Source organism: Bradyrhizobium sp. LTSPM299 (assembly GCF_000938235.1).
In the GTDB taxonomy this organism is placed as follows: Bacteria; Pseudomonadota; Alphaproteobacteria; order Rhizobiales; family Xanthobacteraceae; genus Bradyrhizobium.
This window is the reverse complement of the sequence record NZ_JYMU01000093.1, coordinates 42212-57044: the sequence shown is the minus strand read 5'-3', so window position 1 is coordinate 57044 and position 14833 is coordinate 42212. Positions and strand designations below refer to the sequence as shown.

15 protein-coding genes are annotated in these 14833 nt (G+C 59.9%); 4 read left to right on the top strand and 11 right to left on the bottom strand.

All coding sequences use genetic code 11. The annotated features are described in order from the left end of the window. Position 1: 1 nt before the first annotated feature. From UP10_RS39665 to UP10_RS39635, 7 genes are all read right to left on the bottom strand, one after another. Positions 2–772, bottom strand: a complete 771-nt coding sequence (locus tag UP10_RS39665) for an ABC transporter ATP-binding protein (RefSeq protein WP_044592588.1) — start codon at positions 770–772, stop codon at positions 2–4. Next, positions 769–1755, bottom strand: coding sequence for a branched-chain amino acid ABC transporter permease (locus UP10_RS39660; protein WP_050044043.1), 987 nt, complete (start codon positions 1753–1755; stop codon positions 769–771). The genes UP10_RS39665 and UP10_RS39660 overlap by 4 nt, the downstream gene beginning before the upstream one ends. Before the next feature lie 7 nt (positions 1756–1762). Further along, the gene (locus tag UP10_RS39655) at positions 1763–2647 is read right to left on the bottom strand and encodes a branched-chain amino acid ABC transporter permease (RefSeq protein WP_044540313.1); all 885 of its coding nucleotides are present in this window, start codon (positions 2645–2647) and stop codon (positions 1763–1765) included. Positions 2648–2699: 52 nt separating this feature from the next. Then, entirely contained in the window at positions 2700–3953 is a 1254-nt protein-coding gene (locus tag UP10_RS39650; protein ID WP_044592587.1) for an ABC transporter substrate-binding protein, read from the bottom strand. Positions 3954–4019: 66 nt separating this feature from the next. Beyond that, entirely contained in the window at positions 4020–6413 is a 2394-nt protein-coding gene (locus UP10_RS39645; RefSeq protein ID WP_044592586.1) for a xanthine dehydrogenase family protein molybdopterin-binding subunit, read from the bottom strand. Then, the gene (locus tag UP10_RS39640; RefSeq protein ID WP_044592585.1) at positions 6410–6883 is read right to left on the bottom strand and encodes a (2Fe-2S)-binding protein; all 474 of its coding nucleotides are present in this window, start codon (positions 6881–6883) and stop codon (positions 6410–6412) included. The genes UP10_RS39645 and UP10_RS39640 overlap by 4 nt, the downstream gene beginning before the upstream one ends. 8 nt (positions 6884–6891) lie before the next feature. After that, positions 6892–7773 carry an FAD binding domain-containing protein gene (locus tag UP10_RS39635; protein ID WP_044592584.1) on the bottom strand — a complete coding sequence of 294 codons (882 nt, stop codon included), beginning with the start codon at positions 7771–7773 and terminating at the stop codon, positions 6892–6894. Between UP10_RS39635 and UP10_RS39630 the strand changes: the two genes are divergently transcribed. Both UP10_RS39630 and UP10_RS39625 read left to right on the top strand, forming a co-directional pair. Continuing rightward, positions 7702–9045, top strand: a complete 1344-nt coding sequence (locus tag UP10_RS39630; RefSeq protein WP_349644005.1) for an LLM class flavin-dependent oxidoreductase — start codon at positions 7702–7704, stop codon at positions 9043–9045. The genes UP10_RS39635 and UP10_RS39630 overlap by 72 nt on opposite strands. Before the next feature lie 16 nt (positions 9046–9061). Further along, a complete protein-coding gene (locus UP10_RS39625) occupies positions 9062–9934 on the top strand; it encodes a polysaccharide deacetylase family protein (RefSeq protein ID WP_044592621.1) in 873 nt (290 codons plus the stop codon). A 6-nt stretch (positions 9935–9940) separates the two neighbouring features. On the opposite strand, the gene UP10_RS39620 is transcribed toward UP10_RS39625, so the two are convergent. Genes UP10_RS39620 through UP10_RS39610 form a run of 3 tightly spaced genes read right to left on the bottom strand, consistent with a single transcriptional unit; the run spans position 9941 to position 12414 of the window. Next, a complete protein-coding gene (locus UP10_RS39620) occupies positions 9941–10597 on the bottom strand; it encodes a TetR/AcrR family transcriptional regulator (RefSeq protein WP_245322185.1) in 657 nt (218 codons plus the stop codon). A 26-nt stretch (positions 10598–10623) separates the two neighbouring features. Continuing rightward, entirely contained in the window at positions 10624–11178 is a 555-nt protein-coding gene (locus UP10_RS39615) for a flavin reductase family protein (protein ID WP_044540320.1), read from the bottom strand. 9 nt (positions 11179–11187) lie between these two features. Beyond that, positions 11188–12414 carry an acyl-CoA dehydrogenase family protein gene (locus UP10_RS39610; RefSeq protein WP_044592581.1) on the bottom strand — a complete coding sequence of 409 codons (1227 nt, stop codon included), beginning with the start codon at positions 12412–12414 and terminating at the stop codon, positions 11188–11190. Between the two features lie 681 nt (positions 12415–13095). On the opposite strand from UP10_RS39610, the gene UP10_RS39605 reads away from it, so the two are divergent. Both UP10_RS39605 and UP10_RS39595 read left to right on the top strand, forming a co-directional pair. Continuing rightward, a complete protein-coding gene (locus tag UP10_RS39605; protein WP_044540324.1) occupies positions 13096–13281 on the top strand; it encodes a hypothetical protein in 186 nt (61 codons plus the stop codon). A 784-nt stretch (positions 13282–14065) separates the two neighbouring features. After that, positions 14066–14326, top strand: coding sequence for a hypothetical protein (locus UP10_RS39595; RefSeq protein WP_044592579.1), 261 nt, complete (start codon positions 14066–14068; stop codon positions 14324–14326). 27 nt (positions 14327–14353) lie between these two features. Here UP10_RS39595 and UP10_RS39590 read toward each other — a convergent pair whose 3' ends face one another. Next, positions 14354–14707, bottom strand: coding sequence for a phasin (locus UP10_RS39590; RefSeq protein WP_044592578.1), 354 nt, complete (start codon positions 14705–14707; stop codon positions 14354–14356). Positions 14708–14833 lie beyond the last annotated feature (126 nt).

Here is a 14833-nt window from a genome sequence, read left to right as displayed (position 1 = left end):
GTCAGTGCTCCCGTTGGCCGAGATAGACGCGCTTTACAGCCTCATTTTGCCGAACCTCCTGGGGTGTCCCCTCGGCAAGCAGCTCTCCGTGATGCAGCACGAGAATACGGTCGCTGATCCCAAGCACCAGCTTCATTTTGTGCTCGACCAGGATGACCGTACGCTCCCTTGCGAGCTTCACGATCAGATCCATCATGGCCCGGGTTTCCTCCGGGCTCATGCCTGCCGTCGGTTCATCCAGCAGCAGCAGGCGAGGTTGACTGGCCAGCGCCATGCCAATCTCCAGCGCCCGCTGCTCGCCATGCGCCAGCGTCTTGGCTGCGCGCTCGCGGGACTCCCACAACCCGACGAGGGCCAGCAGCTCATCTGCCCGCTCGATCAGTTCGCTCAGGCGGGCGCGTGGACGCCAGATGTCGTATCTCGAAACCAGTGCCTGCAGGCCGATCCGGATGTTCTCGCGTGTCGTGAGCTGCGGAAACACGCTGGTAATCTGAAACGACTTCGCAATCCCCATATGGGCAAAGCGATGTTGCGGCAGACCGGTGACATCCTTGCCCTCGAACTCAACACGGCCTCTCGAAGGCGGAAAGGCTCCGCAGAGCAGATTGAAATAGGTGCTCTTTCCAGCGCCGTTCGGACCTATGATGGAAGTGATCGCGCCCTTGGAGAACTCGGCCGAGATATTGTTGAGCGCGACAAACTTTCCGAACGTCTTGCCGACGCCCTTGGTACGCAGGATGATCTCCCTCGATTGCGCTTCCATGGCAGTCATCGCCTGCCCCGTGCAATCAACGTACCCCAGATGCCGGCGGGGAAGAACAGCACGCATGCAACGAAAATGGCACCGACGATCAGTTGCCAGTGAACAGTCCAGACCGAGACCAGGTTCTCCAGGACGAGGAACACCGCCGCGCCGATCATCGGCCCGAAGAATGTCCCCATGCCGCCCAGCAATGCGATCATCACCACCAGACCCGACGTCTCATAGTGCAAGATCTCGATTGGAACGATCGAAAGATGAAGCGCCTGCAACGCGCCCGCGAGACCGCAGAATCCGCCTGACAGAACAAAGGTCAGCAATCGGGTCAGGGTGACGTCGTAGCCCGATGCGCGCGCGCGCATCTCGTTTTCTCGCACCGCCTCAATGACCGCACCAAATGGAGAGGCGAGGATACGCGACATCACGAAAAATGCGGCAATCACGAAAGCTGCAATGACGTAGTACCGGGTCATCGGGTTGATGAAGTCGACCCGCAAGCCGAACAGATCGATCGCGCGGACGTTAATGCCGCGAAGGCCGTTTTCGCCACCGGTCAAGTCAACGGCCTGATAGAACAGATAGTAGACGCATTGCGACAGCGCCATCGTCACCATGGCGAAGTAGATGCCGCGGGTCCGGATCGCAAGCACACCAATCAACAGCGCCATCGACAGGCCGCCGAGAACGCCGGTCGCGATTGCCGCGTACCATGGCCAGCCGAAATGCACGATTGCGATGCCACAAAGATAGGCCCCAGTTCCGAACAGCGCGGCATGACCAAATGACAGCAGCCCCAGATATCCGAACACAAGGTTGAATCCCAGGGCATACAGTCCGTAGATCAGGATATTCACCGCCAAGGCCGTGAACGGCATCACCAGAGGGAAGATCAGGATCACCGCGGCCGCGATGCTGGCACGATGTCTCGTCGCGAACTCGTACCAGCCGACCGTCGTGGCTCGAGGTTGCTTGATGGACCCGGTCGCTTCGGTCATACCCGGTTCAACTCATCAGTCCTGCACGACCGAAGAAGCCTTGGGGCCGAATGATCAGAACGATCGCCATCAAGGCGAAGATCGAGACCTTGGCCATTTCAGGCGCGAACAGCGACGTCATGCTGACGACAACGCCAACCAAAAGACCTGCCAGCACCGCACCGCCGATCGAGCCCATCCCCCCGACCACAGTGACAACGAAGGCTTCGGCCAAGATAGTGCCGCCCATCTCGGGAATGACGCCTTGAAGTGGGGCCGCCAATAGGCCCGCGAAGCCTGCAATTGCGGTTCCGATTCCGAATACGATCAGCCAGACCCGCGATACATCGACCCCGAGGACACGGACGATTTGCGGATCACGCGCACCGGCACGGATGATGAGCCCGAAGCTGGTTTTTTCCAGGAACAGCCAGAGCGCCAGCAACACGACAGCCGTCGCACCGATCACGAACAAGCGATAGAGGGGGAAATATCCGACGCCGATATCGACGGCCCCCTGCAGAACCTCGGGGGTATCGAACGGATATCCGGTCTTGCCAAAGGCGATGCGCACACATTCAACCATCACGTAGCTCAGCCCGAAGGTCAGCAGCAACGGATAATCGATGCCACGCCCGTAAAGCGGCCGGATCAGGATGCGCTCGACTGCAAGGCCGAACAGTCCGACCAGGAGCGGCACCGCCACCAGGCAGAGCCAGAAATTGCCGCCGAGCGAGATCAAATAGAGCCCGACATAGGCGCCGACCATATAAAATGCCCCATGGGCAAAGTTGACGACGGTCAACATCCCGAAGATCAGCGAGAGCCCGATCGCAAACAGCACGTAAATCGCACCGAGCGCCAGCCCGGCGAATAATTGCAGCGCAATCAGATCAAAGCTCAGGCCCGCCATCCGCCCCCCCCAACTTGCGCGCACCGACCGCGGCGCGCGCCACCTCGCAAGCTCAGCTCTTGTGGCCTAACGCTTCGCAGGTACGCAGGCTCTTCTCGCTGGGTTCTTCGGTCGAAATAACCTCGAACACATCGGAGTCGTTCTTCATGTCCGTAGACTTCGACTTGATGACAAGCACCGACTGCACCGACTGGTGATCGCATTTGCGATAATATTGCGGTCCCTTGTAGTAGTCGTACTTCAAGGCCTCCAATGCTGCGATTACCTTATCGGTCTCGACGGTGCCGGCACTCTTGACCGCCTCCAGCATGGTCCGGACACCACCATAGCCGAGCGCGCCGTAGTCAGTTGGCAGTTTGCCATCATACATTTTGCGGAACGCTTCGTTGAACGCCTTGGTCGAGGCGAACTTATCCTCGATACCCCAGTAGAACGAGCAACCACCGACGACGCCTTCGAAGGCCTGTGCGCCCGCCGCGACGCGACTGGCATGCGAGAGTAGCGGCGCAATGATCTGGATCGACTTCTTGACGCCGAAGTCAGTCGCCTGCTTGAGCACGATTTGCTGATCCCGACCGAAATTGCTGATGCACAGAATGTCGGGCTTCAGCGCTTGAAGACGCGGCAGCAGGGTCGAGAAATCCGTCGTTCCCAACGGATGGCGGATGTCGCCGAGGTTTTCGATGTTGAACTCCTTGCCAACCTCAAGGAAGCCGCGCACCATCTCGTGGCCATAGGCATAATCCGCGGTCAAGAACGCAACCTTCTTGCCGAACTTGGAAAAGGCGTAGCGGCCGACCGCGCCTGCCGTCATGTGCGGATTGAGGGCCTCGTGGAATGTGTACTTGCTGAAGTCGCTCGCCTCGTTGATGGCGTCGGACTGGCTGATCGAATTGAAGATGATGCCGCGCTCTTTGGTGACATTGTTGATTGCAAGCTGGACTGCCGCGGATAGACTGCCGACGACAAAATTGACCTTTTCCTTCTCGACCAGTTCGAGCGTCCGTGTCGCCGCCTCACCCGGATTCAGCTTGTCGTCGCGCACGACAAGCTCGGCCTTGCGGCCATTGAGACCGCCCGCATCGTTGAACTGAGCTATGGCGAGCTGCGCCGCACGGACCTGGTCCTGTGCCTCAGCGCCATAAGGACCGGTCAGGGGAACCGGGAAGCCGATCTTGATCGGCGTTTCCTGAGCCTGAGCCAGGTTGATGCGAAAGGAAGAAGCTGCGAGGACGGCACCAGCGCTCGCTGTTGTCAGCAGCCGACGCCGCGATATCGACCCGGCCCTGGTGACCTTCTTTGTCATGACGATTCCTCCCCAAAATTGTTTTCTTGCTTGATTGCACTTGTTTTTACCCGTCGCGTCCCCGCTTCAGATTCGCCTCAGAGCAGTCAGGATAACCTGAGGCGTCAATGGAATCTCGGTAATTATGGCACCGAAGGGCCGGAGCGCGTCATTAACTGCATTGGCCACCGCGGCCGCCGCCCCCGCCGTGCCGGCCTCCCCCGCCCCTTTGGCTCCCAACTCCGTTTCCAGTGTCGGCGTCACGACGTGACCGATCTCAATATCGGGCATCTCGCCCGACATCGGAACCAGGTAATCAGCCATATTGGCGTTGGTCAGTTGACCGCGCTCGTCATAGATACACTTCTCGAACAGCGCCGCGCCAAGCCCCTGCACTACTCCACCCCGGATCTGCTCGTCGACCAATTGCGGGTTGATGATGGTGCCGCAATCTTCGACCACCCAGTGCTTCAGCAGCTTGACGAACCCGGTCTGGGTGTCGACCTCAAGCCATGAGGCCTGAACGCCGTTGGTGAAGGCAAAGGGATACTGGCGCGGGACAAAATGCCGGGTCGCCATCAATTCAGGCTGGATGCCCGGCGGCAGTGTATCCGGTCGGAAATAAACGATCCGCGCCAGCTCGCTCAGTTCGATCCGCTGCGCGCCATCACTCGTGTTGACAATGCTATCGCTGACGATATCGAGCTCGGCCGGCGTGGATTGCAGGATCGCCGCAGCGACATCCAGGATATTCCCGCGCAGGACTTTGGCCGCCTGGAGCGCGGCTTCGCCGCCAATGCCAGCACCACGAGATGCCCATGTGCCGCCGCCATAAGGCGTGTTGTCCGTGTCCCCGAGTATGACGCGGACACGTTCCATTGAAACGCCAAGCACACTGCCTACGATCTGAGCGGTAAGCGATTCCGACCCTTGCCCCTGCTCCGTGATGCTGGTCTGGCAGATCACCGAGCCCTGCGCGTCCAACCGAACCGCTACGCCGTCCTGTGACGAAATCTTTGCCCCGCCGACGCCATAAAATGCGGCGCTCGGATTGGTCACTTCTATGAAGCTCGCGATGCCGATACCCCGATGAATGTTCCTGACCCGCAAAGCCGCCTGCTCGGCGCGCAGAGCGTCATAGTTCATCATCCGGAGCAGCTTCGCCAATGAGGCGTGATGCGACAGCCGCTCGAACCGCATGCCGGAGGGCGATACGCAAGGATAAGCATCGTCCGCGATCAGGTTGCGGCGGCGGATTTCGACCGGATCCATGCCGATCCTGGCGGCGGCCAGATCAACCAGCCCCTCCGTCACCGAACAGGCAATCGGATGGCCGACCGCGCGGTACTGGCACATGACGTTCTTGTTCTGGAAAACAACCCGGGTCCTTGCCCGATAGTTCTGGGTGACATATGGCCCACCGACCAGATTGACCACCTGATTTGCCTCGATCGCACTGGTCCGGGGATACATCGAATAAGGGCCGATCCCCGTCAGATCGTCGATCTCGAAGGCTGTGATCGTGCCGTCCTGCTTGACACCGATCCGACCCTTGCAGCGGTGGTCGCGGGCGTGAATGTCGGTGTTGAAGCTTTCGACGCGGTCGGCGACGAATTTGACAGGTCGTCGCAACAGCTTGGACAGCGCATAGGTCGCCATCTCATCGGCATAAATGTGGACCTTGATACCGAAGGACCCGCCGACATCCTTGCAGACCACGCGAACCTGGGCTTCCTTCAATCCCAGATGCAGAGCTGCAATGTTCTGCACCATATGGGGCGCCTGAGTGCCCTGATAGATCGTGAGTCGGGCCTCCGCGGCATTCCAGTCGGCAACAACCGCTCGCGGTTCAAGCGTCACGCCGGTGTGACGTCCGAAGACAAATTCGGCTTCGACCACCGCATCGGATTCGAAAAATGCTCGATCGACATCGCCCGCATTGTGGGTTCGCTCAAAAGCAAGGTTGTCGCCGAGCGATCCGTGAATGACTGGCGTCGTTGGATCGAGCGCGGTGCGCATATCCGTTACCGCCTCGAGCTCCTCGTAGTCGACCGCGATTTGCTCCATTGCGTCTTCAGCGATCGCACGGCTGGTGGCTACCACCGCCGCAATGGCCTCGCCCTGCCAGCAAACCCGGTCAATCGCGATCGCACTCTGCGGGGCCGACTTCAATCCCTTCAAGTGCGCGAGCACGCCGACCCAAGGCGTGATGACGACCTCCAGCTCACGACCGGTAACTACGGCGATCACACCCGGCATACGCCTCGCCCCGTCGGCATCGATCGCCGCGATCCTGGCATGAGCATACGGCGAGCGCAGGAAAACCACATGGGCCATCCGCGGCAGCTCGAGATCGCTGACATATTGTCCGCGCCCCTGCAGCAGCCGGTCGAGGTTCGGCCGCGGCACCGTTTTGCCGATATAGGAATTCGGACGATCAAGCACCGAGAGCCCATCTGCGGCCGGACGGGTCGGGGTCATGACGATCGCCCTGCGCGCGCCATGGCTGTCGCCTCCACGGCGTCGATGATGGCCTGATAGCCAGTGCACCGACAGTAGTTGCCGGAAAGATGCTCCCGGATCGCCTCGCGATCAGGCGTGGGCGATTGTTTCAGCAAATCCTGCGCCGTCATCAGCATTCCGGGCGTGCAATAGCCGCACTGCAACGCGTTGCGCTCGCGAAATGCCGCCTGAAGATCGGCAATCTCGCCGCTGTCGGAAAGGCCTTCGATTGTCTCGACGGACGCGCCGTGCGCTTGCACCGCCAGCGTCAGACACGAACGAACGATCTCGCCGTTGATGCGGACCGTGCAAGCGCCGCAGACCCCGTGCTCGCAGCCGACATGCGTTCCGGTGAGCTCTAGATCCTCCCGGAGGAAATCGGCAAGATTGAGCCGAGGCAATACCACGGCATTGACGGGTTCGCCGTTCACCAGGAGGGAGACCGACATCGGTGCAATCACCCGGCGGCTCCCGTGTCCAGTTCGGGGCGCGCAAGCAGGGCCGCCACGCAGCGCAACAGCAAGACCTTCGCAAGGTGTCGACGCATGGCCGGAGACCCCTGCTGATCCTCGTGCGGATCGAGCTCTTCAACCAGCGCGGCCGCGACTTGGGCCAATGAAGCAGGGGTAACGAACACGTCGATCAGCTTGCCGGCAACCGCGGCGAGCAGCGGCCGATCGCCGACCGCAAAGAAGCCAAGCCGAAGATTTGCGAACGTGCCATCCTTGACGACCGCCTGAGCTGCAAGACCGACGATGGCGTAGTCACCGTGCCGCCGAGCAAACTCCTGGAAGAAGCAGGTCGAGCCTGCAGGAGCAACCGGCAACTCAATCGCGACGAGCAACTCATGTGGCAATAGCGCCGTCTCGTATATGCCCTTGAAAAACTCGGCTGCCGCGATCCGGCGCTCGCCACCCGGACCTCGGACGACAATGGTTGCGTCAAGCGTGACCATACAAGCCGGCAGCTCCGACGCCGGATCGGCATGGGCCAGGCTTCCGCCAATCGTGCCACGATTGCGAATTGCGGGATGTGCGACATGGGCAATGGCATCCCGCAACAACGGCGCGCAGGTCGCAACGTCAGCCGACCTCTGCAGGTCAACGTGGCGGGTCAATGCGCCAATGACGAGCATGTTTCCATTCACCGCGATGCCGCGCAATTCGGCGAGGTCGCAGATATCGATCAGAATGTCTGGCGATACGAGCCGGAGATTCATTGCCGGCATCAGGCTCTGACCGCCCGACAGCACCTTCGCCTTGTCGCCATGTATGGCAAGCAATTCCAGCGCATTCACGACGCTGGTCGCGCGGGCGTAGGCGAAAGCCGCAGCTTTCATATGGGCGTGGCCTCCCCGGACCAATCTCCGCTTTTCCGGATTAGAAGACGCGCCTTTCCAAAGGTCAAGCTTGTTTATCGAGTGATTATTTGCTCGGCCGGGGCTTGTCATCGGGTCGCGAAGGACGCACGTTCCTCGCCGACAGAAAAGTCTGCCCGCGGGGAGCAGCAGATCATGAAGCTCGGGTTCTTTACGATGCCGATCCATCCTATCGACAAGGATTGGCGGCAGTCGCTCCGGGAGGATCGTGAAGCGTTCCTGCTCGCCGACGAGCTCGGCTTCAGCGAGGCCTATGTCGGCGAGCACGTCACCGACAAGGCCGAAAACATCACCTCCAGCATTGCTTTCATCGCCTGGATTGCAGCTGCCACCCGGCAGATCAAGCTTGGAACCGGCACGATCAACATGCCGAACACGCATCCAGCTGCGGTCGCCGCATCTGTCGCGATGCTTGACCATATGCTCGATGGCCGTTTCATCCTTGGCATCAGCCCCGGCGGATTGCTCTCTGACGCAGAGATCTTCGGCAATCTCGACGCGGATCGTAACGCGATGTTCCTCGAGGCAATCAATCAGGTGCTTGATATCTGGGCCGGTAAGCCGCCCTATGAGCTGCAGGGCAAATATTGGAACATCTCGGTCAGGAAGACCTTGATCGAAGACATCGGGCAAGGATTTATAGCCCGCCCCTTGCAAATCCCGCACCCGCCAATCGTCGTGACCGCAGTCGCCCCGTTCTCAAAGGGCGTCACGGAAGCAGCAGCACGCGGCTGGGACCCGATCTCGGCAAACTTCCTGATGCCAACCTGGGTGAAGAGCCACTGGCCGAAATATGTCGAAGGCTGCGAGCGCATGAATCGTACGGTTGACGCCGCCAATTGGCGGGTCGCCAAAAGCGTGTTCGTTGCCAAGGACGAGGCGACGGCGAAGGCTTACGCTACAGCCCCTGACGGACCTTACGTGTACTACTATCACCAGCTGTTCACGAAGCTGAAACGCAGCGGTCGACTCGAGCTGTTCAAGACACGGCGGGAACAGCCAGACTCGGAGATCACGCTGGAGTCGATCTGTGACGAGCTCATCATCTACGGCACGGCCGAAAGCGTGGCCGACCAGTTGCTGTCGTTCCAGGAGGAAGTCGGCACTTTCGGAACACTGCTTTATGCAGGCAAAGACTGGAAGGATCGCGAACTCGGCCGTCAATCGATGATCCTGATGGCCGAGAAGGTTTTGCCGCGGGTCAATGCCGCCGCTGTCGGATCATCGGCGTGATCAAGGAGTTCCTGACGTGGCCCTCACTGATCGCATTCCCTATCTAGCTCAGGTCGATCGACCGAAACTCACATTACCTGCCGGCAAGAAGCTCGCGGTATGGGTCATCCTCAACGTCGAGGAGTGGCGTATCGAGAATGCCATGCCACGTACCGTTCTTAGTCCACCGATGGGCCAGCCGCTGTTACCGGACGTCCCAAACTGGTCATGGCATGAATACGGGATGCGCGCCGGCTTCTGGCGACAGTTCAAGGCGCTCACCGATCGGAAGATACCCGTAACGCTGGCCATAAATGCCAATGTCTGCAGTTCCTATCCGCGCGTGGCCGCCGCGGCGCTGGAGGCAGGTTTCGAATTCATGGGACACGGGTTCATTCAGGGACCGATGCACAAGGTCGAAAACCAGGCCGATGCGATCAAGCGCTCGGTCGACACGATCGCGAAATTTGCGGGGAAGCCGCCGCGATCGTGGGAAAGCCCAGGCCTGACCGAGACGGAAGAAACCCTCGACCTCTTGCGCCTCAACGGGATCGAATATTTGGCGGACTGGGTGATCGATGACCTTCCGCAAGACATCGCAACACCGCATGGAACCATAACGACGATTCCTTATTCCGTCGAAACCAATGACATCGTCATTCACGCTCTGCAGCACCTTCCATCGGAAGAGTTCTTGAAGCGTTGCACCGATCAGTTCGACCGGCTCTATCTTGAAGGAGCGGAAAACGCCCGGATCATGGCGATCTCGGTACACCCCTACATCACGGGGGTACCCCATCGGATCAAGTACCTGGAGGCCCTGCTCGATTATGTCATCGGCCATGACGGCGTAGCACTGATGACGGCGAGTGAGATTGGAGATTGGTATCGTGGCGAGATGACGAAGTAACGCGACTCAACCAATGACCTTGATCGGCGCCGGCGAGCGATCGGTCGAGCTTTCGGCTATCTTTTCAAATCCCGCCAGAAAGATGTTCAGCGCATCGCTTATCATCTGCGTCTTATCCTCGAGAACAGGCGCTTCATAGATGTACTTCCGCACGCCGTAGTAAAAGATGCCGCCGTGAAACACCCAGGCCAGTTCCAACTCGGCCGCACTTGGTCTGGTCTGCACCACAAGCCCCGCCTCGTGGCGACATTCCTTTACGATGCGGGTCAGGATCTTGTCCTTGACCATGCCGACGTACCAACGATTGATGTCGAGGCCTTTTAGACCCGAATAGAGATAGATTCGAAGCCATTTGCGGGTGAAGATCGTGTCCGTATAGGCTTGATAAAACTCCTGCAGCCGCTCGCGGAGCGGACGGGACCGATCGGATAGCGAGGTTTCCCAACCGGTCTCGAGCGGTCCGAGATATACCTTACGGTAGACCTCCTTGATGAGGTCGTCCTTGCTCGGAAAGTATCGGTAAAGCAGCGGCTGGGTCACACCGAGTTTGCGCGCAAGTGCTCTGGTGCCGCCGCCAAACCCTTCTTCCGCGAAAAGTTCGGTCGCCTTGGTCACAAATTCGTTGCGGCGGTCATCGGCCGATAGTCGCCGTTGCTTGGCCACTGTCCGTTTCGCCGGCGTTCTTCGGTTCATGATGCCTTGTCACCATCACCAGCAAGAAATCGGCCAAAACCACCTTGCGCGAACAACAGAGGCTCTTGCCGGTTGTAGGCGTAGGCTTCCACTGCACCGAGGAAAATAACGTGGTCACCACCATAATAGCGGTTGGCGGCCCGGCACTGAAAGCTGGCGACCACGTCGGCAAGCACGGGAGCATTTCCGAGGCCAGGTGCCCAGCTCACACCGGCGAACTTGTCTCCGGACGACCTTGCGAATTGCGATGCCAATACATGCTGCGAAGCACCAAGGACGTTCACCGTGAAATGGCTGGCATTCTGGAAAACCGTGAGCCCTTGCGAAAACATGCCGAGGCTCCACAGCACGAGTGGCGGATTGAGAGACACCGACGCGAAGGAGTTGCACGTCACTCCGTATGGCTTTCCTTCGGCCGACATCGCCGTGACAATGGTGACACCGGTCGCAAACGTACCAAGCGCGTTTCGGAAATCACGGGGATCAATCGACGAATTATCGCTTGCGAGCTCGTTGGCCGGATCTGCGGGATGTTTAGGTGCGTCAGACATCCACCGACCTCAGAGCGTCAGATTCTCGGATGGCAGCCCTAGCGCGACCCGCCCGTAGTTGGTCCCCGCCGCGTCGAAGTTGAATGCGAGGTGCGAATTCACCGCATGTGCGTCACGGAACTGCCGTTGCAGGGCTCCAGAGGTAAACAGGCTGCGGGCTCCGCTCGCCGTAAACAGAAGAGACACTGCATCGGTACACAGGTTGACCGAGAAGGCACCGTCACGCCGCAGTTTCGTCTTCGCCGCGATATTCGGAACATGACCATGCCGGACATCGGCTAATACCTCGATGCAGTTGGTTCGCATGATGAGGCGCGCCGCATCTATCTTGGCTGATGCTTCGGCGATCTTGATCTGTGTGGTCTGCATGTCACCGAGCTTGGCCCTGTTATACGTCGAAGCACGATGTCGTGCGATCTCGACGTAGTCGTCCAAACAGGCTTGCGCATTGCCAAGCCCGACCCCCGACAATACGTATGGAAACAGCGAAAATACCGGAAGCGCGTAGAGCGCGTTCGGGTTGACGGCGCTTCCCGGAGTTGGACCGCCCGCCAGATCGCTGACAGCGATCGTCATATGCTGGGGGACAAATACATCCGTCACTTGAACGTCGTTCGATCCCGTTCCCCCCAATCCGGTCGCGTTCCAAGTGTCGTTGATCCTGTAGTCGCGCCTGTTTAGCAGGAACAGCCGATACTCGATCCCGTCAGCTTCATCGTCAGTTTCAATGATGCTGGCGAGCATGTTCCATTCGCACGACTCCACGCCGGACGAGAACGGCCAATGACCATTCAGCAGGTACCCACCCTCGGCCCTTCTGGCTCGGCCGGCTGGAAATACGAACGATGATGCTATCAGGGTGCCTGGATTCTCATTCCAGACCGTGTCCTGCGCTTCAGGCGCGAACATGCCGAGCATCCAGTGATGGCTGGCCAGATTGGCAAAATTCCAGGCGACGGAAGCATCGCCTTGACCGAGGGCGTCAGCACAGTCGACCAGGGCAACATAGTCGAGTTCGCTTCCGCCGACGCGCCTGGGCTGCAGTATCCGAAACAGTCCCCTGTCATGAAGCTCACGCTCAGTTTCCGGCGGCAATCGCCGCAGTTCCTCGGTCTTGGGGGCCCGTTCGCGCAACATCGGAATGAGCTCCCTTGCCCGTGCGACCATGATCGCGCTGCGGTCAGACTCTGACCCTGGCGGCGTGCTAGCATCAGGCCTGCGACCGTCCGCAGCCATCGACGTTTCCCTTTCGTCCCTCGGGCAATCGGCATCTGGTCGAACCCGCAACGCAGTCTATCGACGGTTCACCGAGGATCAAGGCACCCTCGCATATGCCTTGCGCACAATATCATGCCTCGAGAACTGCGGTCCTCCAAACGCACGGCGAACCTAGCCAGGCGTCAAGCCGCGCCGCTGGGCCGGCGCTTTCGCGTGCACCGGCCAATCTATGTCTGAATCAAGAGGTTCGGACGGCGGCGCGCTGACGACACTCAGGCGGCAGGCGTGGAGGATGTGACGTCGTGACGTGCGGCCGCCGTCCGATCGGTGAAACGGCAAAGAAAAAGCCCGCCGCGGATTTCTCCGCGCGGGCTTCAACAATCTGGCTATGATGGAATTATGCTGGTGAGTTGCCGGACGTGTCAAACATTTTTGTAAACTAAACCAAATCGGTAAAATGCGCCCCGCCGGCTTCGACGGAGAGAAACTGCATTCATCGAAAATCTGCGCAAAACGCGGAATCGCAACCCTTGTTTCGGCCGGCGGCCCGTATGTTTGCTGCGATGATGTTAGTGTGCAGCTGAGTTGCCCGACGCGTCAAGCCGGCGGCCAGTGCGGCGCCTGGATCGGCATCAGGACAGTTTTGGCTGGCGTTGGTCGGACTGGCCTGCGCCGTATTCGCATCGCAAGGAGGCGTCGATGTATTTCGTTGCTGCCGTGCTCGCGGTCTTGTCGGGCCTGTTCTATGCTGCAGGCCATCATCAGGTCGGTTCGCTCGGCGCCACCATGTGCACGTATGGCGGCTTGTTCTGCGACAGCCCGTTCCTGGTGTTGGTCGCTGCCGGGCTAGCCGCGGCCTGGGGCATGTTCGTCAGCATGCGCTGACCACCTCTCGCTCGACATTCGCGATGATGGCTTTATGCCGTTGAGTTGCCCGACGAGATGCCGCTGAGTTGCCCGACGAGTCAAATTCTGTTTTACGGCTTTCCCGGCTTCCCGAACGGGAGCCGCATGACCACAACTTGGCGCGCTCCCATGCGGCTCCGGCGCGGGTCGGGCCTGAACGCGCCGCAGCGGCATTTGGCCAACAGGATGCGGTGACGATGCACGGCTCCTACTGCGGTTGACTCGGGTTCGCCGGACGAACCGGCTTTGGGCCAGGCGGGACGGGCTCAATGGGCGACGTGGGTTCAGTCTGCTTCACCGTTGCACCGACAGCGCGTGCAGCCTCGCCGGTCGTCGAGTAGTTGGCGGTCTCGGCCGTCCGCACCTTTGGCTTGTTCCACGGACCATGGTCGACGATCAACATGCCCGATACACCGAGGATCGCGACTACCGCGGCTACCACAAGTGGCGTGCCGCCGTGCCGCTTTCTGTCCTTCATCGTGCTAACATTCATCATGGCGGAGGCCTGCGCTGTAATTGTGTGCGCTGAGTTAAGCCCCGACTTGCTCAGAAGTTTCCGGTTCCACCGCACTGAAAACGAGGTATGTCCACGGAACTAATCCTCAGCTACGGCATTTTCAGAGTGTGGCCGTCACCCGCCGTTCCAAAACGGCGCCTGTTGCGGATAGCGAAGGTCGTCGGACCCGCTGTTCAACCGTAAGCGCAGCACGGATAGCCAGGGTGACGGCCACCTTCGTCTTTCGGTGAACCGGCGGGACATCATATGACTTTGGAAATACCCGAATCCCCGCTGCGACCCAGCCTCGGCGAGCGCGCCATAGATGCGGCGACCGATGTGTCGCGCACGATCACCGAAGTGTCGGACGGACTTCGAACCGCCGTCGATCGGCTCAGCGGCGCAATTGCCGCCTCGCGCCGGCCGGGCGGAGCCCTTGCCACAGTGAGCGCGGTCACGCGCGAAGCGCCGCTCGCCAGCCTGTTCGTTGCGTTCCTGCTCGGCTTTGCCGTTGCCCGCCGACGTTAATCGCTGAGACGGCCGGAAGCTCTCCCGCTAGAATTTCCCCTTGGTCGCGTCCTTGGTGGCTGTCATCACGCTTCCGGTGATCTGCCGCATATGTTCGCCGGCATTGGTGAACTGGCTGCGCAGGAACTCCGACTGGATCCGCATCGCCTCCTGCAGATCGGTCGCATGCACCAGCTTTCGCGCATGCTCGAACGCCGCCTTCATGTTCTGTTCGGTGAAGGACAGCGCCTGTTTGGACATCTCGGTTCCAGTGCCGGGCATCGCCGTCATCGACTTGCTGGCGGCATCGAAGAACATGCCGAAGGCCTTCTCGGCCTGGTCGATGGTCTTTTCCGCGAGGTCGCGGAGTTCGGCAGGAACTTCAAGCTTCGGCTCGATCATGATTGCCCCCCTGATATTTGCTTTCCGCAACGTTAGCATAGATTGCGCTCGCGTCAGCGCCGGATCGCCAACAACCGTGGCCGTCGCTCGCCCTCGCCCCTCTAGGAAAATTTACCCAAACAGGAG